Origin of the sequence: Ferviditalea candida, assembly GCF_035282765.1 — a bacterium.
Taxonomy (GTDB): domain Bacteria; phylum Bacillota; class Bacilli; order Paenibacillales; family KCTC-25726; genus Ferviditalea; species Ferviditalea candida.
This window is the reverse complement of the sequence record NZ_JAYJLD010000008.1, coordinates 109,941-134,682: the sequence shown is the minus strand read 5'-3', so window position 1 is coordinate 134,682 and position 24,742 is coordinate 109,941. Positions and strand designations below refer to the sequence as shown.

The window sequence follows — 24,742 nt, the reverse complement described above, 5'->3', positions numbered from 1 at the left end:
TGGGGGAAGGAATTAATATGAAGAAACATTTATTTATCGGCGGGAAATGGGTAGAAGGCAGCGAATATGCACCGTTATATGCACCGTACTCGGGAGAGGAGATTGCCCAAATTCCGCAAGCGACGGTTCAGGAGGCGGATGCGGCGATAGAAGCCGCGCATCAGGCGAGGCTTGCGATGGCCAAAATGCCGGCCCATCAGCGGGCTGCCATCTTGAATAAGCTGGCGAATTTGTTGGAGGAGCGGCAGGAGGAAGCGGCAAGAATCATTGCGCTGGAAGCAGCCAAGCCGATCAAAACGGCAAGGGCGGAGATCGGACGGACGATTCAAACCTACCGTTTCGCCGCCGAGGAAGCCAAGCGCATTCACGGGGAAACGCTGCCGCTGGACGCCGCGCCCGGAGGAGAAGGTCGCGTCGCTTATACGGTCCGCGAGCCGTTGGGGGTCGTCGGCGCGATCTCGCCGTTCAACTTTCCGATGAATCTGGTTGCGCATAAAGTCGGCCCGGCGCTTGCTTCAGGAAATACAATCGTGCTCAAGCCGGCATCGCAGACTCCGCTTTCCGCATTCTTCCTGGCGGAGCTGCTCGAGCAGGCGGGCGTGCCGACAGGCGCCTTCAATGTTGTGACCGGGAGCGGGCGGACGATCGGCAACCGAATCGTCGAGGACCCGAGAGTGAAGGTCGTCACGTTCACCGGAAGCCCCGGCGTCGGCATCGGTATCCGCAATCGCGCGGGACTGAAGCGGGTGATTCTGGAGCTCGGCTCGAATTCTGCGGTGATCGTCGATAAGGATACCGATCTCGATAAAATCATTCCCCGCTGCGTCACTGGAGCTTTTTCCTTCCAGGGCCAGGTGTGCATTTCCGTGCAGCGGATTTTTGTTGTGGAAGAAGTCTACGAAGACTTCGTGGAAAAGTTTGTGAAGGCGACCCGCACGCTGCAGCTGGGCGATCCTTTGGATGAGCAGACCGATGTGTCTGCGATGATTACGCCGGGGGATGTAACCAGATCGCTGGATTGGATTCAGGAAGCCGTTGACAAGGGAGCGAAAGTGGCAACTGGCGGGGAAGCGAACGGTAATATGCTGAATCCGACCGTCCTGCTTGACGTCGATCTGAGCGTCAAGGTGTCCTGTCAGGAAGTGTTCGCCCCGATTGTGCTGGTGAATAAGGTTGCTTCCGTAGACGAAGCGATCGAGCTGGTCAATGATTCGCCATACGGCTTGCAGGCCGGCGTGTACACGAACAATGTCCACACGGCATTCGATGCGGCTGAGAAGCTGCAGGTCGGCGGCGTCATCATCAACGATATCCCGACCTTCCGCGTCGACCATATGCCGTATGGCGGGGTCAAGGAAAGCGGCAGCGGCCGGGAAGGCCTGAAGTACGCGATTGAGGAAATGACCGAGCTGAAGCTGGTTATCTTTAACCGGAATTGACCACAAAGCAGACGTGTTGCGGGAGTCTATGAGTGATTTTTTTCATAGCATAATCCTTTTTATTGTGTTATTCCTACAATTGGAGGTGGGTTATGCATGAAGGTCAATTATCCATTAAAAGGGACTGCTGATAGCGCGGAGTGCCCGGCATGGTTATCCATTTATTGTCAAGATCAGTTTCTTTTCGAAGAGCTCCTGAGTGAACTGCATATATTTTGATTTTTAAGCGAGAGTGAATTTCCTATTTTTGCCACATCAGAAAGTATAAGTTTTCGGGATTGAAAACGAGCTTCCTGATTGGCGATAAAACCTTTCGCTGTACGCGGTCGCTCATCACTGAAAAGTCCTCGATAAAGGTTTTCTCATTCAGAAACAGCCGAAATTCTATCTGCGCGGCACAGCCGCGGTGTGACAATGACTGAGGCTGATGGTTAATCGGCGATTCTCGGATACAAAAACGTGCAAATCCCCAGCATCAAACCGGATGCGAGCAGCAGCACTCCCCAGTCGAGCGGCAAATTCGCTTGATAGGATACAAGAAGCAAGCCTCTCAAGCTGTCGACCAGGTAACTCATCGGATTGACTGAGGCGAAGACCTTCAACCAGGCCGGCATGATCGAAATCGGATAAAGGGCGTTGGATGCGAAGAAGAGCGGCATGGTGATCAGTTGTCCGATTCCCATCATACGTTCCCTTGTCCGCACCAAGGAGGCGAGCACCATTGACAGCCCGGCGAAAAATGCGGCGCCGAGAATCACGGAAATCAGCATGCCCGCCAAATGCGGAATGCTCCAATCCAAGCGCACGCCGATCAGCAGGGCGAGCAGCAGGATCATTGCCGCCTGGCCGATCGAACGCATGGAGGCGGAAAGCATTTTGCCCAGGATCAAGGCCGATCTGCGGATGGGGGTCGACAGAAATTTTTGCAGCAAGCCCATATCCTTCTCCCAAATGATCGAGATTCCATAAAAGATCGAAATGAAGGTGACCGATTGGGCCAGGATACCCGGGGTGAGAAACTGCATGTAGTCCGACCCGTTCGTCGGAACGCCGCGGATTCGGCTGAAGGCTTGCCCGAAGATTAGCAGCCACAGTGCTGGTTGAATGCCGCGCATCAGCAGTTCCACCGGGTCCTTGCGCAGCTTTCGCGATTCCAGTTCAATGATCGTGGCGACATGACGCAGATACAAGAGCGCCGGATTTCGTCTTTTAACCGAGCCGTTTGGCGGTGCGGCGGCTTCGAGAGACATCCTTCATCCCTCCTTGCAGATGATCGAATTTGCCTGCAAAATAAGTAAAGACCTCATCCATGCTTGCTTCAGGATTCCCCATTTGGCCGCGCAGCTGTTCCGGCGTTCCGATGGCGGCTATTTCCCCCTTGCTCATGATGGCGATGGTTGAGCACATCGATTCCGCTTCATCCATGTAATGTGTGGTCAGAATAACGGTTATCTCGAATTGCCGCCTTAATTGTTCGATATGGTTCCACACCGATTTCCGGGCGACCGGATCCAAGCCTACGGTCGGCTCGTCAAGGAACAGCACCTGCGGCCGGTGCAGGATCGCCTGCCCGATTTCCAAACGCCGGATCATCCCCCCGGAATAGGTCTTCACCTGCCGACCGGCCGCTTCCTCAAGGTCAAGCATGTGAAGGATCTCAGCGATCCGGGCGTTGCGTCCCGGTTTGGACAGTCCGAACAGCTTGGCGAAAATCAGCAGGTTCTCATAGCCGGTCAGCACACCATCCACGGAGATCGCCTGAGGGACATATCCGATGATTTCCCGGACCCGTGAGGGCTGCCGGGCGCAGGAATATCCGCCGATCTCGATCGTCCCGCCGTCCGGGGTAAGCAGGGTCGTCATCATTTTGATGGTTGTCGATTTCCCGGCTCCATTGGGACCCAACAATCCGAAGCATTCTCCCCGGAAGACGTTGAAACTGGCGTTATTGACGGCCTGAAGATCGCCGAAGCGCTTGGACAATTGATTAACGCGAACGGCAATTTCATTCATTCGAATCCTCCTCTTTTCGGTAAATTATCATTCAGCTTTGCCAGTAAATGCAGCAGCGCGTGCTTCTCCTCCGTGGACAAATGCCCGAACGGATTCGACAGCGCCTCCAGCCACAGCGATTCAACCTGTCGGATCATGGAGAGTCCCTTGGAGGTCAATCTCACTTTTTTGAACCGGGCGTCTTGAAGATCCGTTTTCCTGCAAACGAGGTCCGTTTTTTCCAGACGGTCAATCATCTGCGACATGGTGCTAGGCCGCACATCCAAATGCTTGGCCAAATGTCCGATGGAGGTCGTGCCCTTGCGATGCAGATGGCGGAGCAGCAGCCACTGGACACGGGTAATCTGATGCGTATCGGCGTCGAAAGCGCTGGCCCGCATAAAGCGATTAAGGTTCTGAAGATAAGCGATGAATTGTTCAAGCACTTCCTGATTTTCCATCGAAACCCTCCTTTCACCGCGCCTTAGTTAAATTATATAGCTATACTAAATAATATGCCAGAATCGATTTGAATTTTTTAGAAGTCCCGTTACCGGATGGACCTATGGTATGATAGGGATGGGCTTGTCTGTAAATTATCGAAGGGGGAACCAGATGCGTTCTCGTCCAGTATTTCTAAGCTTGATTTTGGTATTGGTCTGGATTTCCTTGAACTTCGCGGAAACCGTCGGCGCAAACTCCCAATTGCCGAATGTGTATCGAATCGCATACCTCAATCGATTTTATCCTTTTCAATTCGTGAATGAACAGAAGCCGTCCGGTTTTGTCATTGATTTGCTGAATCAAATTGCCAAGGAAGAACAGATGGAGATTGAATGGGTGCCGATGAACTTATACGATGCGATGGAAGCTTTGAAAAGCCGCCGGGTGGATGCCGTTGCCGGATTGAAATATACAGCCGAACGAAGCAATGTATTTGAATTTTCCGAACCGTTCATGACGGTTTCCCACAGCTTGATTGTCCCGGAGAATAATGAATCGATCGAATCTATGGCAGATTTGGGGAATAAGGTGGTTGCCGTGGAACGGGGTGATGTGGCTTTGGATCTGCTTCAGAACGTCCGCAGTGTCAGAGTGATCGTTGCTCAGGATCAGGGGAACGCATTCCGTCTGCTGCAGCTGAGGCGTGCGGATGCATTTTTGGGGAATTCGCAGTATATCGAGTTCCTCCTTAAAGGGAATCATCTGCAAGAACAATACAAAGTCGTCAATACGCTCATTTTGCCGAGTGATTACGCCCTGGCTACCTACAAGGGAAACGAAGCTTTTTTGGAATTGATCAACAAGGGCTTGATTCAGGTTCGAGCCAATCAGCAGTTTCAGACCATCTACAACAAATGGTTCGGACAAGCCAGCGCCCAACTTTCCAAACGCCTCCAATTCATCATTCGGATCATGAGCGCGGTATTCATCGGCCTGTTGCTGTACTTGTATTTCTCGCTGCGTTGGAACCGCAGATTAAAATCGGAAGTGTACCGCAGAACCAAGGAGCTCGAGCAAATGAACCGGCTTCTGGAAGAAAAAATCGAAGAAGAACAGAAATTGCGCAGCCAATTGATCCATAAAGAAAAAATGCAGGCCTTGGGTCACCTCGTTGCCGGCATTGCGCATGAAATCCGCAATCCTTTGACATCGATCAAAGCGTTTGTTGAACTGATCCCGCACAAATTCGAAAATCCGAAATTTCGCGAGGAGGTTTCCAAATTCGTGCCGAGTGAAATCACGAGACTGGACCGGATTGTGTCGGACCTGCTGGATTATGCGAAACCGCAGACGGCAAAAAAGGAAGTTTTCCAAGTTTCCCAATGCTTTGACTCGATTTTTCCGCTTTTTAAATCATCGTTTGCCCAAAAGGAAATTGCGTTGATTGACCGGATTGATCCTGATCATCAGGTTTATGCCGATTACGGGCTGTTCAAACAGGTGGCAGTCAATGTGCTTTTGAATTCGGTCGATGCCCTTGATCGGGGAGGACAAATCGTCTGCAGCTCGGAGGCGGTTGACGGACAGTTGATCATCACGATTGAAGATAACGGCAAGGGGATCAGTGAAGCAGAGCTCGGCAAAATTTTCGAGCCCTTCTACACCAGCAAAACACACGGAACGGGCTTGGGATTATCGCTCAGCTTGGACTACATGAGAGAAAACAACGGCGATTTGCAGGTAGAGAGCAAGCCGGGGAAAGGAACGAAGGTGATCCTGAGCTTGCCGTTAAAGGAGGAAGTGCGGAATGAATAAAGCGAAGCTGTTAATCATTGACGATGAGGAAGCCATTTGTTCTTCACTCAAATATGCGTTTGAAGATCAATTCGACGTATATTCCACGACCGATCCTTACGCTGGATTGGAATATATGAAGCGGCATTCCAGCCAATTGATCCTGCTGGACCACCGAATCGGGAGCGAAGACGGCATCGATTTCATTCAACCGCTGTTAAAATTGAACCCGAAAGCCCATATTATTGTCATGACGGCATATGGAAACATTGAATCGTCATTGCGGGCGATGAAATTGGGAGCCTATTCGTATATCGAAAAACCGATTCATACGGAAGAGCTTAAGCTGATATTCGAGAAATCCTTGGAATTCCAAACCCTGAGCGAGCAGTTTCAATTGCTGAGACAGCAGTTCCGGGAGCAATCGAGCGATGAGCAAATCATCGGAAAAAGCAAAGCGGTTGAACATATTTACGTCATGATCGAGAAAATCAAGGATATCGATTCGACGGTGCTCATCAGCGGCGAAAGCGGGACCGGAAAAGAGCTGGTCGCCAAATCGATCCATTATCGGGGGCAGCGCGGCGGCCAGCGGTTTATCGGACTCAATTGCGCCGCAATTCCGGAGCATCTCTTGGAGAGCGAATTGTTCGGTTATGAAAAAGGAGCGTTCACCGGCGCAACCCATTCGAAAGAAGGGCAAATTGCCGCTGCTCACAAAGGAACCCTGTTCCTCGATGAAATCGGGGAAATGCCGATCAACCTGCAGACAAAATTGTTGCGGACACTGCAGGAAAGGACGGTTACTCCGCTGGGATCCACCCGCGGCATCGAGGTGGATACACGCATCATTGCGGCCACGAACCGCGATCTGAAGAATGAAATCAAAAAAGGGAATTTTCGCGATGACCTGTTTTTCCGTTTGAACGTCATCCCCATTCACATTCCCCCTCTGCGGGAAAGAAAAGAGGATATTCCCGAATTGGTCCGCTATTTTATCGGAAAGTATAATCGAACGTTGAAACGGGAAATTCAGGGGGTGGAACCGACCGCAATGAAAGTGCTGCTGAATTACGATTATCCAGGCAATGTCAGGGAGCTTTCCAATATCATCGAACGTGCTGTGGCGCTGTGTGTCGGTTTTAACTTGAAAATAAGCGATTTGCCGAGAGAAATCATCGAACTAGCCAGGGCGGGAGATTCACCGGATGATCTGCAGGAAACGTCAGCTGAACGTGAAGGCATTTACATTCCCTTCGGCCTTTCTCTTCAGGAAGCGGAACGAAAAATCATTCTGCATACGCTCGACAGGATGAACGGACACCGAAAAAAAACCGCGGAGATCCTGTCGATCAGCGAGCGGGGATTGAGACAGAAGTTAAAGGAGTTCGAGATGAATTCACTTACTCATTGAAAGCGGCAGTTTTTTCCCCTTCATCCCCGGAAACCGGAATTTTGTTCCGCTATCGGTCAAGTGAAGTATAAGAAATCAAGTGTGCAAGCCGGCATTTCGAACACTTTTCAAAGTTGGCATGGTTTTTGCTATCAGTTTTCGTTGTCTGCAAAAACCTCATGCCAAGAAGTGATAAAGGGCTCGCGATGAAATCAGTTCCTCGAAGTTATTTCGTCGCGATGCCTACCATTCTCGATGAGGTGAATTCCATGCGGCCGAGACTTTTTCGTATATTCCAAGGCTTGTCGTTGAGCTTGGTATTTTTGCTGGTTGTAAGCGGTTGCGGCGATTCCGATCAGCCCGTTCGGGTCCCCTTGAATGAAACGGTGATTTCCATTGCAACAGGGGGGACGACCGGTCCGTATTTTGCCGTTGCCAACGGATTGGCCGATCTGATCAACAAAAACATGCCCGGTTTCCAGGCTTCCGTCCGATCTTCCGGAGGGGGCGTCGAAAATCTGGAGCTGTTGATTCAGCGGCATTCGGAGCTGGGGTTTGTCATGGCGGACATCGCCTCATTCGCCTACCAGGGACAAATGAAGCAGACTGACGGCAGTTCTCTGCGGACCATCACTTCCCTTTATCCGAATTTCGTGCATGTCATCACTTTGCGCAGCAAAAAAATCCGCTCGATTTATGAGCTGAGAGGAAAGCGGGTGGGTGTCGGAGACGTCGGCTCGGGGACCGAAGTGAATGCGCGGACGATTCTGGAGGCTTACGGATTGGGATATGACGATTTGGAAGCGCGTCATTTGTCCTATAGAGATTCGGTAGCGGAATTGGAAAAAGGGGATATTGACGCGGCATTTTTGACTTCCGGCCTGCCCAATGACGCGGTCATGAAGTTAAGCCGAAAGGGTAATCTGCAGTTTTTGCCCGTTTCCGCGGAAATCATTGCGGGGATTTCCCAAAAATATCCTTATTACTATGCCGATAGCATCCGCAAAGGGACATATGCCGGTCAGGAAGATGTCCCCACCGCAGCGATTACAAATTTGCTGCTGACGAGGGAGGACCTTCCCGACAAGACGGTATATGCGATTACCAAAACCTTGTTCGAGCATTTGGACGGGTTGAAGCAAGCGCATCTGGCAGCCAAGGACATTCGGCTGGAGGAATGTCAGAAGGGAGTTACCGTTCCGTTTCACCCTGGAGCCATTCAGTATTTCCAAGAGCAGGGAATTCAAATTTTGCCTTTGCAGACAAACCAAAATTAAACAGGGGGTTATTTTAATGAGAACCAAACAGATTATCACGGCAATGCTTTCCATTTTACTTGTTTTCTCTTTGGCTGCCTGCGGCAACAATAACCAAGCGGCGCCAAAAGAGACCAATGGAGGAGCCGCCGCCGATGCTCCGAAGGATACGGCAGCACCGGCGAAAACCGTACAAAAGGTAAAATTGGTTTTCGGGGCAGGAGGCACTTCCGGAACTTATTATCCGATCGGCGGAGCTCTAAAAACGCTTTTTGAAAAGAGCGATCTGATTGATAGCGTGACGGTGGAAGCCACCGGAGCCTCGGTGAAAAACATTCAAAATATCCGCGACGGTCTGAATCAAGTCGCCATCGTCATGAGCGACGTTGCCTATGATGCGGTTAGCGGCACCGGCAATTTCAAGGACGGCAAAGTTGATATTATGGGTATGGCCGGTTTGTATCCCAATGTCGTTCAGCTGGTCGTCACGAAAAAAAGCGGCATTCACAGCGTCGCCGACCTGAAAGGGAAAAAGGTTGGCGTAGGCGAAGTCGGTTCCGGAGTGGAGCAAAGCGCCAAGAAGGTGCTGGCCGCAGCCGGATTGCAGTATGGAGACCTTGCCATGGTTGACCATACAGGCTATGCCGACAGTGTGCAGAAAATGAAAGACGGAAATATGGACGCCGCCTTCTTTACCTCCGGGGTACCGAACAGCAATATCACCGATTTGCAGCAATCGATGGATATCGAGCTGATCCCGATTGACGGCGAGGTTGCCGCGAACCTGATCAAAGCGTATCCGTTCTACGAAGAATTCACGATTCCCAAAGGCGATAACAAACAATACAATCTACCGAATGATGTAAAGATGGTGGCGATCAAAAATATGCTCATCGTCAGCAAGGATCTCAGCGACGACGTCGTTTATGAGATGACCAAGAGCTTCTACGATTATCTGGGTACGGATCAAGTTGCTGTCGGCGCTTTGAAGGATTTCAACCGGGATGATATGGGGAAAAATCTGGTTGCACCTCTTCATCCGGGCGCGAAGAAGTTCTATGAGGAAAAAGGCTTGTTAAAATAATATGCCAAGACCAACTAGATAAAAATGAGAAGACGTAAAGTTTGGAGTTCTATCGCGGCCATCATGTTGCTCTTGATGGCCCTTTTTCCCTTGAAAACATTGGAGGTTTCAACGAACGGGCAGCTGCAATACGCTTTGCTTGTGCATGAGGGCTCAGACTTTTCGATTCGCTGGACCCATTCCGTGGAAAAGGAAGATTGGGAGGAGTTTTTTCGCATCGAACAGGGTACTATCTATTTGGAATCGACCCGGTTCAAGACGTTTGGGGCCGGAGTCCCGAGCGATGTCGGCACCGGTTCATTTTTGAAGGACGGCTGGGTTTATATGGTGGGGATTCATCGGTTCATCGGCGAATTGGATTTGCTGGCCGGAGACGACACGAACCACCGTCTGATGGTGAACGGACAGAAGCTGGTTTTATCCCGTCCGCCGCAGGAAACTCCTTATCATTTTGCCGTAAAAAAGCATCCGCTTGTTTTGGCGCTGTATAAAGTTTTTATTGAATCGAGGTAACGTTATGAATAATAGTGTAGATGAAACTTCGGTACTGGAGAAATACGACCGTGAATCGGTCACGCGGACATCCTTGAAGAAGCCTGTCCTCATCATTATTTCCGTACTTGCGATCGCGTTGACCCTGTTCCATTTATATACTTCCTTTGTCGGGCCATTGGTCAACATCAAGCAGCGGAGCATTCATTTGTACACGTTGATGACGATCGCTTTTTTGTTGTACCCCTTTTCCAAAAAATCGAGGCGGGACCGTCTTCCGCTGTATGATATCATTACGGCTGCAATATCTTTCGGATTGGGAATTTACATGTTTGTGACGGCGGACCGGATCGTCAATGACGGGGGCGCAATCAATAATCTTGATTTTGCCGTTGGAATCTTGGTGATTTTATTCGTGATCGACGCCACCCGCCGGGTCACGGGCTGGGGGATGCCGATTCTGGCGATTGCTTTTCTGATTTACGGGATTTACGCCAAATTGTCGGTTTATCCGAAATTGAACGGGATCATCCTGCTTAATAATCTGAAGGCGATGACTTCCCATCTTGTCTATATTACGGAAGGGATTTTGGGAGAGGCGATCGGCGTTTCCGCCAGCTACATCATTTTGTTCATACTGTTTGGGGCTTTTTTGGAAAAATCGGGGATGGGCCGTCTGTTCAACGATTTGGCCTTGGCGATGGCAGGCTCGGCAAAAGGCGGGCCGGCCAAGGTTGCCGTACTGGCCAGCGCTTTCCTGGGTTCCATTAACGGCTCTGCGGTAGCTAACGTGGTCACCACCGGCGCGTTCACGATCCCGTTAATGAAAAAAGTCGGGTATCACAAAAATTTCGCCGGAGCCGTCGAATCCGCGGCCAGTGTGGGGGGACAAATCCTGCCGCCGATCATGGGTGCAGCGGCATTCATCATGGCGGAAAATTTATCGGTTCCGTATACGAAGATCATTCTGGCCGGCATTATACCCGCCTTATTGTATTATTTGGGCGTTCTGCTGCAGGTGCATTTCCGGGCGGGCAAGCAGGATTTGACAGGCATCCCGAAAAGCGAGCTGCCTTCGGTCAAAGAAGTCATCGCCCAGCGCGGCCATCTTCTGGTTCCCATGATGATCCTGCTGTATTTGCTCTTTTCCGGAAGGACGCCGTTTTTTGCCGCTTTCTGGTCGATCATGGCGACGATCATCATTTCGGGAAGCATCAAATTGCTTCAATACATTATCCCGGTGCTGCTCCTTTTGGTTTTCCGAGATCCCGTCTGGGCTTTTGTCACGGGGGGGCCTGCCGCAAGCGCCAACACCGACTGGATGACCATTCTGGTCATTATCGCAGTGCCTTTGCTGATCAATTTGCTTCGCAGAAAATTGCGCATTCCGGTTACGGAGGAAGTCGGATTTAAAGAGTTCAAGGCCGCTTTGGAGGGCGGCGCCAAAACGACCATATCTGTTGCCATGGCCTGCGCCGCAGTAGGGATCATTGTAGGCATCGCCACCTTGACGGGCGTTGCTTTGAATGTGGCCAACGGCATCGTCGCTTTGGGGAGCCACGTTGCCTCGCCGCTGCTGCAGCTGCTGATCACCCTGTCCTTCACGATGATTGCGTCGATCGTGCTGGGCATGGGCCTGCCGAGTATTCCGACGTATATCATCACAAGCACGATGGCTGCTCCGATCCTGCTGCAAACTCCGCTGTTCACACAGCTTGCGGGCAACAGCGACAACGCCATCTTTATCGCGCACATGTTTGTATTTTACTTTGGAATTTTTGCCAACATTACACCGCCGGTTGCCCTGGCGGCCTTTGCGGGCGCCGGAATCAGCGGCGGGGATCCCAACAAGACCGGCTTTCAGGCTGTGCGCCTGGCGGTTGCCGGATTTATCGTGCCGTTCATGTTCGTCTTTGCTCCCAGCATGCTGATGATTGACACCAATATTGCGCACATCGTCATGATCGTCGTGACATCCGTGCTCGGCGTATTTCTTCTTGCGATCGCGATGGAGGGATTTTTTCGGGAACGGCTTTCCATTCCGTTGCGTGGCGTTTCGTTTGCCAGCGCACTGCTGCTGATTTATCCCGGATTGATCACCTCTTTGATCGGGTTCGTCGGTTTTGTGATTGTATTGCTGCTTAACAAGCGGCAGGCAAACGGCAAGCTGCTTGAAAATCGTGTTGCTCACCATTGAGTTAGGGCTCGTGCAGTCAAGCAAATTTGGGATGCAAGGAGGAAGCAGGCATGCGTTTAGCCGCAGTCAAGCTGAATGGAATCGAAACGGCCGGATTGGTAACTGAGCGTGGGGTTGCAATGCTTCGGAACGTGAACGAGGCGATGAAGCAAAGCTGGCCGACAGATTTGTTCGAATTGATAGCTTCGGGACAATGGGAGGCGCTGCTTCAGTGGTATAAGGGGCAAGGTAAGGCCGCGCTTGAGGGAATGGATTCCTTGTGGATGCGCAAAGACGGGCTGGAGTTTGCCCCATTGTACCGGCATCCCCGCAAAATATGGGGAATCGGCTTGAATTATGTGGCGCATGCCGCAGACCTTCACGAACAGGCCCCCGATCAGGAGCCGGCCAGCTTTATGAAGCCGGATACGACGATTATCGGGCCGGGGGATACCATTGAGATCCCGCGGCAATCGGAGCGCACGACGGCGGAGGCTGAACTGGGCGTTATCATCGGTAAGGAGTGCAAAAACATTTCCGAACGGGAAGCGCTAAATGTCATAGCGGGATTCACCGCAATTATTGATATGACCGCAGAGGATATCCTGCAGAAAAATCCGAGGTTCCTGACCCGTTCCAAAAGCTTTGACACGTTTTTCAGCTTTGGACCTGAACTCTTGACGCCGGATGAAGTGCCTGATTTGTTCGGTTTAAAGGTGGCTACAGTCATTAACGGAAGCGTCTGCCGGGAGAACATTGTGGCGCATATGACGTTCAACCCGCTGTATCTGGTGGCGTTTCATTCTCAGGTGATGACGCTGCTGCCCGGGGATATCATCTCGACAGGGACACCGGGGGCCGCCGCGATCCGCAACGGAGATACGGTGGAATGCAGGATTGACGGTTTCCCCTCCTTGTTCAACACGGTCATCGATTTGAAGCAAGGCTAAATCCCGAGGGCATGGCAAGACATCAGGACAGCGGAAGCCGCTGTCCTGATGTATTCTACCCTATTAATACCAATACGGATAACCGTAATAATAGTATGGAAACCAATCGTAACCGCACGCATAATCAACCTCATAGGGTACAAAAGCTTTTATCTTCACTTGCTTCTGTGAGTGGTTTTTTTGGATTTTCTTAGCCAATTTTTTCCCCTCCTTTGCAAATCGACTCTCAAAAATACAATATGCATCGCAGAGGTCTTTTGCATAAGATGATTGTCAGTGATGGGTTGGCCTATATTGTGGAGGGAGAAGGAGTTCCGGGAATTATCCGGTTTTCTCGGCCAATTTTCGATTGGGCATGCGTACCGACAGCATTAGGACGATTGTTCCGATTACGGCGCAAACCGTTGCGATCAGGTGAAAGCGGCTTGCGGAGATATGGGAGGCAAAAATCATGCCGAGCAGACTGGACGACAGGATGGTGCCGAAATACCGCGAAGTCATGAATAACCCGGAAGCCGCACCGGTTTCCGAACGCGGCACAAAGGTATACAGAGCGGTTTGCAGTCCCAGATTGTTGAACCCCACGCTCAGTCCAAGAACGGACAACAAGCCAAAAATCGCAGCGGCAGTGGAGGAATCTTGAATCAACTGCAGCATCAGTGTGCCAATGATCGTAATGATCGATCCCGTAATCAGCACCGGCTTGGGTCCGCTGCGATCGATCCAGCGTCCCGCCAAAGGAACTATCACTACGCCGAATCCGGCGATGGACAGCATGATCAAGCCCGTCGTTTGGGCATTGAAATGGGCGGCTTTCTGCAAATATGCGGGAACGCCAAAGAAAATCGAATAGAAAATCACGTTCACCAGGATGAATTGAAGATAGACCAACGCCGCATTGCTGTTTGAGGTCAGTGCTCTCAGATCGATAAAGGGATTTCGGGAGCGGGATTCGTTGATGTAGAAAAGAAACGCAAACACGATTCCCAAAGCTAGATCCCATCCGTTAAAACCGCTGTCCAGGGACAGCAAAAATAGCAGGAAGCTTATGATCGTGCCGGAAAATAACAGGATTCCCGAAATATCGAGATTGGCGGCCTTTTGTTCATGCACAGAGTCTTTGGGCAGCACGAAGATTGCTAATGTAAATGAAGCAATGATAAAAGGGAAATTGACCAAAAAAATGGCGGGCCAGTCAGCCCAATGGATGAGAAATCCGCCGATGGAAGGACCGAATGCCGCTGCGGTGGAAGAGAAAACCGACAGGATCCCTATTGCCCGCGCTTGATTTTCGGTGACGACATTGCGAATGATGCCCATTCCGGATGGAAACAAGGCTGCGCTGCCGATGGCCTGAACTACGCGAAGCGTAATCAAAGTGCCTAAATTAGGGGAAAAAGGAGCCAGCATCGATGCTGCGGCGACCAGAGAGAGACCCAGCAAAAATAATCGCTTCCTGCCGAAAAAATCACCTAGCTTTCCCAAAACCGGCTGAGCAATCGCACTGGCCAAATAAAACGTGGAAATAAGCCAGGAAACATCGGAGAATGACAGATGGAAATTCCCTTGGATTCGTGTGAGGGCTACGGAAATCATGGAAGAATTTAACGGATTCAGCAGCGTCCCCAATGCAATCGTGATCAGCAGCAAGTAGTGTTTATTGGATCGAATCATGAGTATATTCCCGCCTTTGGAAGATGCCCGACATACTTTCGATAAGCGCTTGAAGTTTCTACCACTTATATTATTATATAGCTGCACTAAATAATCTGGCAAACAAATTCGCGGCATTCATGGATATTTAATTCATGTAACGCGATTCGGCAGCACCGGACTTTTCGATCGTTTCATTTTTTGAAATAAGGAATTCCTGCGGCTGCAAAGTGATTTTATCGGCCTTGATTTTTTTCGTTTTCGGATAACGGGGCTCCAATGGGATTTTCGTCACAAGCGTTCTCTTTCCCGCATCAATTAAACCCCAAATTGTAACTGATATCGTCAATAAGAACAAAATCAACCCGATAAAATTCCATAAAATTGTAAATGTACCGTCAGCGTTCATCGAAATCACCCTGATTTCATTTTTGATGTATCCAAATTTGGTCATCTTGCTACCTATTTTAATGAATTGTGCTATCAGTTGCTGTCGGTTCATGGGTGAAGGTCGATAATATTTTTGTCGAAAGCCCGATTTTCTCATGAAATTATCGTTATTTCGTGCATAAAATGACTCTTCTCCAATCAGACTATTTGTGTTGCTAAATATTGGAGGGGTATTTGTGAAAAACGCAATAAGTCTTATTTCTGTCATCAGTGTGTTCTTGACGGTATGTTTTCCGGTATATGGTCAACCCAGTTTGTCGCAATTGATTATCCAAGTGCGTCCGGAGACAAGTCTCGAGGCATTGGTTCGTCATTCAACGATAATCGCCTATGGAAAATTGGGCAGTCCGATTCGGGAGGTTTCCACGAATACAAAAATCGACCGATATAAGCTCGTGAATTATATTCAACCGTTGGATGTTCTGAAAATGATCAAAGGGCAGCCGCATCGGAGGATTGAAGTGCTGTCAACCGGCCTTGACCCGCTTCCTCTACCGACGAATCCGTTGAACGACAAGTATCCGGGAGCTTTGGCCGACGGCGAGTATATCTGTTTTCTCAAAGCTGTTCCGGGAACCCGATTTATGCAAATCGTCGGAGGCTGGCAGGGGGTTTATCCCATGCTTGACGGCAAAACCATTGCTTTGGATCAGGGATTTCCGGAATTAAATGATTTGACGATTTCGCAGTTTCAAAAAAACATCAACCGGCTGATGTCAATCCGAGTTACGTACGATCAAGTAGGCAATGAACCCGATTGGGCCCAGGATCAGCACCACAAGCGCCCATAAACATCCGATATTGGCGCCCCGTCTGGCCGAAGCGTCGCTCCATACCCAGAACATGGCCAAAAAGGAAAGCATCCATATTAAGAATATTCCGATCGCTGTCATGGCAACCCTGCCTTTCTTCGGAAATGTCCTTGTTACCATATTATGCCGGACAGCAAGAGATTATGGCTGCGACAAAATGCCTAAGCCCTCAAGACGAATTATTTTGCCGGAGAGGAGATCGTGTTCGCCAATACCGCCGCAGCGGAATTGATCGGGTCTGATAATGCGGAGCAGTTAATGGGTCTATCTGTCTTTCGGTTTGTTTACCGGGAGGACATCCATTCTTTAAGGAAGCTGCTCGAGCGGTTTCGGTACGGGGAGGGGCTTGTCGAACCTGCAGCAACGAGGCTGATAAGAATCGATCAGGCCGTAATTGATGTGGAGGTACGCGCGTTATCGGCTGTTTTTCAGAATAAGCCGTCCGTCGTGATTAATATATGCGGACATGCGGGGACTCAGGCTTTCGGAGGAAACCTTGTACGAGAAAGACCTTCGGTACCGCCGTCTGCTGAAACTGTCTCCCGAGCCGATGATCGTGCACAGCGCGGGAATTATCGTATTTATCAACGATGCCGGCCGGAGGCTGTTTGGCTCGCAAGGTCAAGCAGACGTTGTGGGAAAATCCATATTTGATTTCACCACCGTGGACGTTGTGCTGCCCTGCGAGCAAAATATTTATTACCGATTGGCGTTATCGGTGAGCGGAATACCGGTTGGCTTTGCTGTGCCTGCGGATCAAATCCAGTTCATCCTCGGTAAGCGGGGGCAGATTGCCCGCTGCGAGATTATGCTCCAATTGACTGATGGAGCTTGCTCCGGGGATCACGGCGGCGACTGCGGGATGCGACAGGGGAAAGCGCAGGGCCAATTGGGCCAAGCTGCGGGTTTCGTTTGTCAGCGGGGACAGCTTTTGGACAAGTTCCGTCAGCTCCTCCGGCTGGTAATCCTGGTAGCCCTGATCGGCTTTTTCACTGAACCGTTGCGACAAAATCCCTTTGGCTACCGGTCCCCGGGCAATCAGACTGATGCCGTGTTCATGCAGCAGAGGAAGGATTTCTTCTTCCGGTCTGCGGTCCAGTATGCTGTACTGACTCATGACACTGACGATATTCGAGCGGTTGACATATTCGCGGATGACGTTCGGACGGATCGATGAGATGCCGTACTCGCGAATCCAGCCTTCCGATTTCAATTCCTCAAACGCTTCGATCGTTTCATCGATCGGATCATCGAGGGTGCCGCCGTGCAGTTGAAACAAATCGATATAATCGGTTTGCAGCCGTTTGAGGCTCAATTTGAGCGCAGCTTTGATATAGGACTTGGAAGGATCCCAAGTCCACCCGCTTTTTCCTTCCTCCCAGCGATTGCCGGCCTTGGTGGCGAGAATGAGCTTTTGACGTTTTCCTTTGAACGCTTTGCCGATGATTTCCTCGTTTAAGCCGCGATCGTACAAGTCGGAGGTATCGAAGAAATCGATTCCCTTATCCAGCGCTTCATGCAGGATGCTGACGGCGCGAGCGGCATCCGTTCCGAGCGACATGCAACCGAGTCCGATTTCACTGACAAACAGATCCGATGTACCCAGACGGTTTTTCTTCATACGCTCCATCCCCCTTTCCAATACTTTCTTTTAATTGTGCATGAACCCTCTCGGAAATACAAGAGCATGAGATAACAAGCGATCCATCTTTTCAGTCCTCACTGACAAAGGTATAATTACTATTATTGAAAATAGAAGAATTTTTCAAAAGGAGAGATGCGGCATGGGGCAAAAGCAGAATACCGTGATCGGTTTTATCGGATTGGGTGTGATGGGCAAAAGCATGGCCGGCCATTTGCTGAAGGCCGGTTATCCCCTCTTGGTCTATAACCGGACAAAATCAAAAGCGGATGACCTCGTATCCGATGGAGCGGTCTGGAAGGATTCGGTGGCCGAGCTTAGCGCTGAAGCGGATGCGGTCATTACGATGGCCGGTTTTCCGAAGGATGTGGAGGAACTTTATCTCGGCGAGAGCGGAATTGTCAAGAATGCCCGCCCCGGCACGTATTTGCTCGATATGACGACCTCGACTCCGTCGCTGGCGCAAAAAATTCATGATGAAGCGAAGAAGCGTCAGCTTTATGCGCTGGATGCGCCCGTCTCCGGAGGCGATATCGGAGCGCGCGAGGCAAGATTGACCATAATGGTCGGAGGCGAGCCGGAAGCGTTTCAGGCCGTCGAGCCGATCCTTGCGGCAATGGGCAAAAACATCGTGCTGCAGGGCCCCGCTGGCGCCGGACAGCACACCAAGATGTGCAATCAGATCGCGATTGCATCCAATATGATCGGGGTTTGCGAAGCGATGGCCTATGCGCGGAGAGCCGGGCTGGACCAGATGCGGGTGCTAAAGAGCATCGAATCCGGAGCGGCGGGCAGCTGGTCGTTGAGCAATCTGGCTCCGAGAATGGTGCGAAACGATTTTGATCCCGGATTTTTCATCAAGCATTTCATCAAGGACATGTCCATTGCAGTGGAAGAAGCCGGCAGGATGGGGCTGTCGACGCCGGGTCTGGAGCTGTCCAAATCGCTGTACGAGGAGCTTGCCCGTTCCGGGGAAGGCGACAGCGGGACGCAGGCGCTGTACAAATGGTATTTGGAAGAGCTTCGACAAAACGAATCCGCCGGGGATTGACGAAGTGATTGGATTGCGGAAGCACGGAGTTTTCCGGCGGGAAGCCGGGGAAGCCTAAGGCAGGCGGATCAGAATTTTCCCCAGACGGGTTCTCGCTTGATGCAAAAATCCGTGCTCATCCGCGTTTTGCAGCACATACTGACGAATGTGCGATTCCATGCGATCTGTGAATTCATGGGTTTTGTATAATTTTACGTAGATGAGGAGATCTTCGACCGCTTGCTCGGTGGAAATAAATTTGTCATGCCGCTCTTCCCAAATGCGGATATCCAGGTCGTATCCTTTGGCATACAGCAAATTCATCATATACATGATATCCAATGACCACGGCGGCATTTCTTCGCCGAACAGAACCGGCCAAAGCTCGATTAACGCCCGGTTGTCCCTGCGGCCTGCGAATGAACTGACATAAACGTATTGCTTGGAGCAAAGAATGGCTTTCTCCAACAGCTCCCAGTTATTGATCCCGGGATTCATCGAGATGAAGACCAGATCAAATGCCTGCTTCCAGCCTTTTTCTTCAATCGAAATATCCTCCCCGCGTTCCTCGACGATGCGAACGCGATTCTTCATATCCTCCTCAAGATGCTCCCTCAGGATTCGGGTCATCGCCTTGGCCGGCTCCAACGCGACGACTTGATCGGCTTTTGCGGCGAACGGCAGGGTAAATGCGCCGGGTCCCGCGCCGAGATCCAGAATCTTTGCGCCTTCGAGCCGTACATCCTGGTTTTCCAGCCACCGAATGATTTTTTGGACTCTCGGCCTGCCTTTGTCGCCCAGTACATTTTTGGCAAACGCCTCCGCTCTCCGGTTCCAGGTTTCAATCAGATCCGGGGCGGTATCATGGCTGCGCCGGAATATTTCGACCGCCTCCGCCCAAACGGTATTCCAGAATAATTCGCTGTGCAATAAGGCGATTGTCTCTTCAGGCTCATATTTGTTCATCGGCAGACCACTCCCTGATCGGATTTTATTATGAAAAGTATAACGTATTGTATGGTTCGGCAGGAAATTTTACCCGATTTAGCTAATGTTAAAATGAAGAGAATTCAATTCGATAACGGCAGGAGGAATTCTACAATGCAAATCAAAGCAGCGATTGTGCGTGAAAAAGGGGCGCTCTTTGAAATCCAAAACGTCAGGCTCGATCCGCCTAAGGAACATGAAGTGCTCGTCCGGATTGCCGCATCCGGAATTTGCCATACGGACCTAAGTGTCCGCGATCAGAGCAAGCCTGTGCCGCTGCCGGCTGTTCTGGGCCATGAAGGCTCCGGTATCGTGGAAAAGGTCGGAGAAGGCGTCACCTCGGTTGAACCGGGCGATCATGTCGTTTTGAGCGCCAGTTCATGCGGAATGTGCAAGGCCTGCCGGGCAGGGAGGCCCTATGCATGTTCCAGAGCCTATCAATTAAATTTTGCCGGAAAGATGCCGGACGGTTCCCACCGTCTCCACAACGGCAGCGAAAGTGTTTCGCACTTTTTCGGCCAATCGTCCTTTGCCGCATATTCTGTGGTTAACGAACGAAACCTGGTGAAAGTCGACAAGGCGATTCCGATTGAGCTGTTGGGACCACTCGGATGCGGGGTGCAAACCGGCTGCGGTGCGGTTTTCAACAAACTCAAGCCTCCCGTCGGCTCGACATTGGCGGTGTTCGGATGCGGGACGGTCGGGTTAAGCGCAGTTATGGCCGCACGCATCTCCGGATGCTCCAGAATCATCGCCGTCGATATTCATGAAAACCGATTGCGGCTCGCGACCGAGCTGGGGGCGACGGACACCGTGAATGCGCGGGACCGGGATCCGGTAAGGGCGATCATCGATCTGACCAATGGAGGAGTCGATTGTTCGCTCGATACGAGCGGGCAGCCGGGGGTTCTGCGCCAAGCCGCGGATTGTTTGTCGATGTCCGGCACTGCGGTCCTGATCGGGGGTACTCCCTTGGGAACTCAAGTAAGTCTGGATATGAACCATATGTTATATGACCGGACGGTCACCGGATGCATACAGGGCAACAGTGTGCCCCAGAACTTCATTCCCCAATTGATCGAGATGTACGGCAAAGGCTGGCTGCCGTTTGACAAGCTCATGAAAATGTATGACTTTGAGGATCTGAATCAAGCTGTGCATGATATGGAAACGGGCGCTACAATCAAGCCTGTCCTGGTGATGCCCGGCTTCCAGATTCCCCCGCATTTGGAATAAAGAATGCCCCTGTGGGAACATTAAGCGGTGACGGAAAGGAGGTGGTCACCGCATGGCACGCGACATGCCTATCGGCAACGGAAATGTGCTGATCAATTTCGACACGGGCTGCAATATCCGGGACATCTATTATCCCTATATCGGGCAGGAGAACCATGCTTTGGATCATCTTTCCCATTTTGGGGTATGGACAGAGGACGGTTTTTTTTGGATCGATTCTCCCGAAGCCGTCAAAACCGCAGCCTATGAAACGGATACGCTGGTGACGGATGTCAAATGCAGCAGTGAAACGCTCGGAATTTCCCTGTATATTCACGATGCGGTCGACATTGAGTCCAATGCATTTATCCGGAAAATCACCGTTTACAACGGTTGGGAACGGGATCGGCAGGTGAAGCTGTATTTCCATCTCGACCTGCATCTTTACGGCACGGCCGTCGGGGATACGGTTTATTACGATCCGGAGCTGTGTTCGCTCGTCTTCTACAAAGGACACCGATATGTTTCACTTTCCTGCGGTTCGCGGGAGCGGCCGTCGGAAAGCTCCCCGAACGGCTACGCGACGGGGCAAAAGGAAATCAACGGTTTGCAGGGCACCTGGAAAGACGCCGAAGACGGGCAGCTTGGAAGAAATCCGATTGCCCAAGGCTCGGTCGACGGGACGATTGAATTGGAGCTGACCGTTCCGGCTCAAGGGTCCAAGCAGGGCTGGTTCTGGCTGATCTTCGCCAGGAATATTCGGGAAGTGCAGCAGTCGGAACAAGAGCTCCGCTCGGCCGGCCCGGAAGCCTATCTAGAACGTACTCGGAGCTTTTGGAGACAGTGGCTGCAGCAGGACAGGCATGAATTGGAGCTGCTGCCTGACGACATTGCGTCATTTTACAAGCGCAGCCTGCTCATCATCCGCACGAATATGGACAACCGGGGAGCGATTCTGGCCGCGAACGATTCGGATATTATGAAATTCGCCAAGGACACCTATTCTTATATGTGGCCCCGCGACGGAGCGCTGATCTCGCATGCTTTGGACCGCGCCGGATACCACGATTGGACGCGTCCTTTTTTCGACTTTTGCAAAAGGTCTCTTTCCAGCGAAGGTTTTTTGCTGCACAAGTATAACCCCGACGGGTCGGTCGGCTCCAGCTGGCATCCCTGGGTCGATGCCAAGGGCAAGAAGCAGCTGCCGATTCAGGAAGACGAAACGGCGCTTGTGCTTTTCGCGCTTTGGCACCATCATCGGCTGGCCGGCAGCTTGGCCGAATCCCGCGATGATTATGAGCGGTTTGTCATTCCGGCTGCCGACTTTCTGGTGCATTACCGTGACGCTTCGGGATTGCCGCTGCCTTCATACGACTTATGGGAAGAGCGCTACGGCGTTTTCAGCTTCACCACGTCAACCGTACACGCGGGCTTGCTGGCGGCGGCGAATTTCGCGGAAGCGAACAAGGATCCTAGCAGGGGGGAGCTGTACAGGGATATCGCCGGACGGGTGAAAGAGGCATTGGAACAGCAGCTGTACTCCGAGCGGGAAGGGCGTTTTTTGCGGGCGTTGTATTGGAACGAGGACAAGGGAGCCTATGATCCCGATCTTTCACTCGATGCCAGCATGTATGCGCTGTTCGATTTCGGCCTCTTCCCCGCGGATGATCCTAGAATCGTCAGCACCATGCAGGCATTGCGGCAAAATCTGTGGGTGCAGACGGATGTGGGCGGCATGGCCAGATATGCCAACGATTATTACCATCAAGTCAGCAGCGATATCGGGAAGGTTCCCGGGAATCCGTGGTATATATGCACACTGTGGTATGCGGAATGGCTGATCGCCAAAGCCGGGCGGCGGGAGGATCTGTCGGAGGCGTTAGAGCTGCTTCGCTGGACCGTAAGGCATGCCCTGCCGTCAGGGGTATTGGCCGAGCAAATCCATCCTTATACCGGGGAGCCGCTGTCCGTGTCGCCGTTGACCTGGTCGCATTCGACATATGTGAAGGTGGTTCAGGAGTATTTATCCAAACTGAAGCGGTTCGGGGAAGGTCCGGTTGCGGAACAGGATCTCAGCGAGAACAAGCTGCTGGGCAGCCGGTAGAAGGTAGTGATATCCTAGGAGTCTGTCCGACGGATTGATTTTCGTGAATTTTTATTCAAATGGAGTATGAAGGAATAAGGGAATGAGCATATTCCTGGTTTTAACAGGGGTGTAGTGTCATCCCTTTTTCGGAATAAGGAGGATTTCCATGAAAGCAGTCACGATCAAACGAAGCCCATCTGGAACCGCAGTCGGGATCAGCGATCTGCCTAAGCCGGAGCTCAAGCACGATACGGATGTGATCGTCCGGGTGCTCTCCGTAGGGCTTAACGGAACCGACAGGGAAATTATACAGGAAGGCTATGGAGCGTTTCCGCAAGGTGAGGATGAAATGGTGATCGGTCACGAATCCTTGGGTGTCGTGGCCGAAGCCGGCAAGCACAGCAGTTTCAAAAAAGGCGATCTGGTCACGGCTTTGGTGCGCAGACCCTGCAGCGATCCCGCTTGTGTCAACTGCCGCAACGGCCGGGCCGATTTTTGCGAAACCGGAGCGTACACGGAAAGGGGAATCAAAGGCGCCCACGGCTTTTTGTCGGAGTATTATGCGGAGGATGCCCGGTATTTGGTGGCCGTACCAAAGGAGGCCGCAGCTTTCGGAATGCTTGCCGAGCCGCAAAGCATCGTCGAAAAAGTATGGGATCAGGTACAGCGGATCCAGCAGAGGCTCGTTTGGGAGCCCAAAACCGCGTTCATTCTGGGCTCCGGACCTTTGGGGCTGTTGGCGGCGATGACCTGCCGGTCATTGGGACTTGATACGTTCGTATGGTCAAAATCCGAGGAAACCAGTTTGCAGGCTGAATTGGTCCGCAGGATAGGGGCTCATTACCGGCAAGCCGATGCCCTGAAGGACGGCTTTGCCGAACAGACGTTAAGACTGAAGGAGTACGCGGAAACGATCGGCCGGCGAGTGGATCTGATGTTTGAATGCACCGGCTACAGTCCGCTGGCCTTTGAAGCGATGGAGGTTGTTGGAGCTAACGGGGTGCTGGCGCTTCTTGGGGTCACGCCCGGCAATACAATGCTGAACATATCCGCAGATCAGCTGAATAAAGAATTGGTATTGGAGAATAAGTGCATTTTGGGTTCGGTCAATGCCTCCAGAAAAGATTTTGAAACCGGCATTTACCGTCTTCAGCAGATCGACCGCCAGTTTAAGGGAGTGCTGGGTCAAGTCATTACCGATCGGATGAGCTTGGAGGAAGTTCACTCCATCGATTTCAAGCGGGTTGAAATCAAAGCCGTTGCCGACGTCGTTCCTCCTTCGCAGTGGGAGAGCCTGATTTCGCCTGAAGAAGCCGCCCGCTACAGCTTTTCGGTATAAACCGAAAATCAATCCGTCGGACAGACTCCTAGATCATCAATTGTGCTTGAATATCGCGTTCCAGCTTCTTCGGGGAGATCATCGGCGCGTAGCGCTTCATCTCCTTGTCGATTCACCAGAAATTTGGTGAAATTCCACTTGATTTCTTTGGACCATACACCACGGGTTCGCGATGTCAGGTAAGCGAACAGGGGATGCGTTCGGGGTCCCCTAACGTCAATTTTGGCGAACATTGGGAAGCTGACTCCGTACTGGATGGTGCAAAAATCGCGAATCTCTTCCTCCGTTCCCGGCTCCTGGCCGGCAAACTGGTTGCAGGGAAAGCCGAGGATCTCGAAGCCCCGGCTGCGATAACGCTCGTACAAGCTTTGCAGCTCCCCATACTGCGGGGTAAAACCGCATTTGCTTGCCGTATTGACGATGAGCAGAACTTTACCGCTATAATCGGACAAAGGCTTTGTCTCGCCATGGATACTGTCTGCGCTAAAGGTGTAAACATTCATGGAAA

21 protein-coding genes and 2 pseudogenes are annotated in these 24,742 nt (G+C 51.4%); 14 read left to right on the top strand and 9 right to left on the bottom strand.

Features of this window, described 5'->3' with window-relative positions; all coding sequences use genetic code 11:
- Nucleotides 1-17: 17 nt before the first annotated feature.
- Nucleotides 18-1,439, top strand: coding sequence for an aldehyde dehydrogenase family protein (locus VF724_RS07845; protein ID WP_371753676.1), 1,422 nt, complete (start codon nucleotides 18-20; stop codon nucleotides 1,437-1,439).
- Between the two features lie 431 nt (nucleotides 1,440-1,870).
- Here VF724_RS07845 and VF724_RS07840 read toward each other — a convergent pair whose 3' ends face one another.
- From VF724_RS07840 to VF724_RS07830, 3 genes are read right to left on the bottom strand one after another with little or no spacing between them, the layout of a single operon-like run.
- Nucleotides 1,871-2,689 (bottom strand): ABC transporter permease, encoded by an 819-nt coding sequence (locus VF724_RS07840; protein ID WP_371753675.1) that lies wholly within the window; start codon nucleotides 2,687-2,689, stop codon nucleotides 1,871-1,873.
- On the bottom strand, nucleotides 2,649-3,452 hold the full coding sequence (locus VF724_RS07835) for an ABC transporter ATP-binding protein (protein ID WP_371753674.1): 804 nt from the start codon (nucleotides 3,450-3,452) through the stop codon (nucleotides 2,649-2,651). The genes VF724_RS07840 and VF724_RS07835 overlap by 41 nt, the downstream gene beginning before the upstream one ends.
- Entirely contained in the window at nucleotides 3,449-3,892 is a 444-nt protein-coding gene (locus VF724_RS07830) for a MarR family winged helix-turn-helix transcriptional regulator (protein WP_371753673.1), read from the bottom strand. The genes VF724_RS07835 and VF724_RS07830 overlap by 4 nt, the downstream gene beginning before the upstream one ends.
- A 154-nt stretch (nucleotides 3,893-4,046) precedes the next feature.
- Here VF724_RS07830 and VF724_RS07825 point away from each other — a divergent pair, with 154 nt between their 5' ends.
- From VF724_RS07825 to VF724_RS07795, 7 genes are all read left to right on the top strand, one after another.
- Nucleotides 4,047-5,690, top strand: coding sequence for a transporter substrate-binding domain-containing protein (locus tag VF724_RS07825; protein WP_371753672.1), 1,644 nt, complete (start codon nucleotides 4,047-4,049; stop codon nucleotides 5,688-5,690).
- Nucleotides 5,683-7,083 (top strand): sigma-54-dependent transcriptional regulator, encoded by a 1,401-nt coding sequence (locus tag VF724_RS07820; protein WP_371753671.1) that lies wholly within the window; start codon nucleotides 5,683-5,685, stop codon nucleotides 7,081-7,083. The genes VF724_RS07825 and VF724_RS07820 overlap by 8 nt, the downstream gene beginning before the upstream one ends.
- 185 nt (nucleotides 7,084-7,268) lie before the next feature.
- Nucleotides 7,269-8,339 (top strand): TAXI family TRAP transporter solute-binding subunit, encoded by a 1,071-nt coding sequence (locus VF724_RS07815; RefSeq protein WP_371753670.1) that lies wholly within the window; start codon nucleotides 7,269-7,271, stop codon nucleotides 8,337-8,339.
- A gap of 16 nt (nucleotides 8,340-8,355) precedes the next feature.
- Complete coding sequence (locus tag VF724_RS07810) at nucleotides 8,356-9,402, top strand: TAXI family TRAP transporter solute-binding subunit (protein ID WP_371753669.1); 1,047 nt, start codon at nucleotides 8,356-8,358, stop codon at nucleotides 9,400-9,402.
- Nucleotides 9,403-9,492: 90 nt separating this feature from the next.
- Entirely contained in the window at nucleotides 9,493-9,915 is a 423-nt protein-coding gene (locus VF724_RS07805; RefSeq protein WP_371753668.1) for a DUF1850 domain-containing protein, read from the top strand.
- A 4-nt stretch (nucleotides 9,916-9,919) separates the two neighbouring features.
- A complete protein-coding gene (locus VF724_RS07800) occupies nucleotides 9,920-12,091 on the top strand; it encodes a TRAP transporter permease (RefSeq protein ID WP_371753667.1) in 2,172 nt (723 codons plus the stop codon).
- A 50-nt stretch (nucleotides 12,092-12,141) separates the two neighbouring features.
- On the top strand, nucleotides 12,142-13,020 hold the full coding sequence (locus VF724_RS07795) for a fumarylacetoacetate hydrolase family protein (RefSeq protein ID WP_371753666.1): 879 nt from the start codon (nucleotides 12,142-12,144) through the stop codon (nucleotides 13,018-13,020).
- Between the two features lie 63 nt (nucleotides 13,021-13,083).
- On the opposite strand, the gene VF724_RS07790 is transcribed toward VF724_RS07795, so the two are convergent.
- The 3 genes from VF724_RS07790 to VF724_RS07780 all read right to left on the bottom strand — a co-directional run bounded on the left by VF724_RS07790 (nucleotide 13,084) and on the right by VF724_RS07780 (nucleotide 15,220).
- Entirely contained in the window at nucleotides 13,084-13,218 is a 135-nt protein-coding gene (locus VF724_RS07790; RefSeq protein WP_371753665.1) for a hypothetical protein, read from the bottom strand.
- Nucleotides 13,219-13,341: 123 nt separating this feature from the next.
- A complete protein-coding gene (locus VF724_RS07785) occupies nucleotides 13,342-14,694 on the bottom strand; it encodes an MFS transporter (RefSeq protein WP_371753664.1) in 1,353 nt (450 codons plus the stop codon).
- Between the two features lie 127 nt (nucleotides 14,695-14,821).
- Nucleotides 14,822-15,220: a hypothetical protein gene (locus tag VF724_RS07780; RefSeq protein WP_371753663.1), complete on the bottom strand. Its 399-nt coding sequence runs from the start codon at nucleotides 15,218-15,220 to the stop codon at nucleotides 14,822-14,824.
- Nucleotides 15,221-15,299: 79 nt separating this feature from the next.
- On the opposite strand from VF724_RS07780, the gene VF724_RS07775 reads away from it, so the two are divergent.
- Nucleotides 15,300-15,914, top strand: coding sequence for a hypothetical protein (locus tag VF724_RS07775; RefSeq protein WP_371753662.1), 615 nt, complete (start codon nucleotides 15,300-15,302; stop codon nucleotides 15,912-15,914).
- Nucleotides 15,915-16,401: 487 nt separating this feature from the next.
- A pseudogene (locus VF724_RS07765) lies at nucleotides 16,402-16,581 on the top strand (PAS domain-containing protein); the annotation flags it as partial.
- 66 nt (nucleotides 16,582-16,647) lie between these two features.
- Here the strand turns inward: VF724_RS07765 and VF724_RS07760 are convergent.
- The gene (locus VF724_RS07760; RefSeq protein ID WP_371753661.1) at nucleotides 16,648-17,556 is read right to left on the bottom strand and encodes an aldo/keto reductase; all 909 of its coding nucleotides are present in this window, start codon (nucleotides 17,554-17,556) and stop codon (nucleotides 16,648-16,650) included.
- A gap of 163 nt (nucleotides 17,557-17,719) precedes the next feature.
- Between VF724_RS07760 and VF724_RS07755 the strand changes: the two genes are divergently transcribed.
- On the top strand, nucleotides 17,720-18,628 hold the full coding sequence (locus tag VF724_RS07755) for an NAD(P)-dependent oxidoreductase (protein WP_371753660.1): 909 nt from the start codon (nucleotides 17,720-17,722) through the stop codon (nucleotides 18,626-18,628).
- Nucleotides 18,629-18,682: 54 nt separating this feature from the next.
- Here VF724_RS07755 and VF724_RS07750 read toward each other — a convergent pair whose 3' ends face one another.
- Complete coding sequence (locus VF724_RS07750; protein ID WP_371753659.1) at nucleotides 18,683-19,573, bottom strand: class I SAM-dependent methyltransferase; 891 nt, start codon at nucleotides 19,571-19,573, stop codon at nucleotides 18,683-18,685.
- Nucleotides 19,574-19,708: 135 nt separating this feature from the next.
- On the opposite strand from VF724_RS07750, the gene VF724_RS07745 reads away from it, so the two are divergent.
- The 3 genes from VF724_RS07745 (at nucleotide 19,709) to VF724_RS07735 (ending at nucleotide 24,234) form a co-directional block, all read left to right on the top strand.
- Nucleotides 19,709-20,830 (top strand): NAD(P)-dependent alcohol dehydrogenase, encoded by a 1,122-nt coding sequence (locus tag VF724_RS07745; RefSeq protein ID WP_371753658.1) that lies wholly within the window; start codon nucleotides 19,709-19,711, stop codon nucleotides 20,828-20,830.
- Nucleotides 20,831-20,882: 52 nt separating this feature from the next.
- Nucleotides 20,883-22,913: a glycoside hydrolase family 15 protein gene (locus VF724_RS07740; protein ID WP_371753657.1), complete on the top strand. Its 2,031-nt coding sequence runs from the start codon at nucleotides 20,883-20,885 to the stop codon at nucleotides 22,911-22,913.
- A 148-nt stretch (nucleotides 22,914-23,061) separates the two neighbouring features.
- Nucleotides 23,062-24,234 carry a glucose 1-dehydrogenase gene (locus tag VF724_RS07735; protein WP_371753656.1) on the top strand — a complete coding sequence of 391 codons (1,173 nt, stop codon included), beginning with the start codon at nucleotides 23,062-23,064 and terminating at the stop codon, nucleotides 24,232-24,234.
- Nucleotides 24,235-24,262: 28 nt separating this feature from the next.
- Here VF724_RS07735 and VF724_RS07730 read toward each other — a convergent pair.
- Nucleotides 24,263-24,737 (bottom strand): annotated as a pseudogene (locus tag VF724_RS07730) (glutathione peroxidase).
- Between the last annotated feature and the right edge of the window lie 5 nt (nucleotides 24,738-24,742).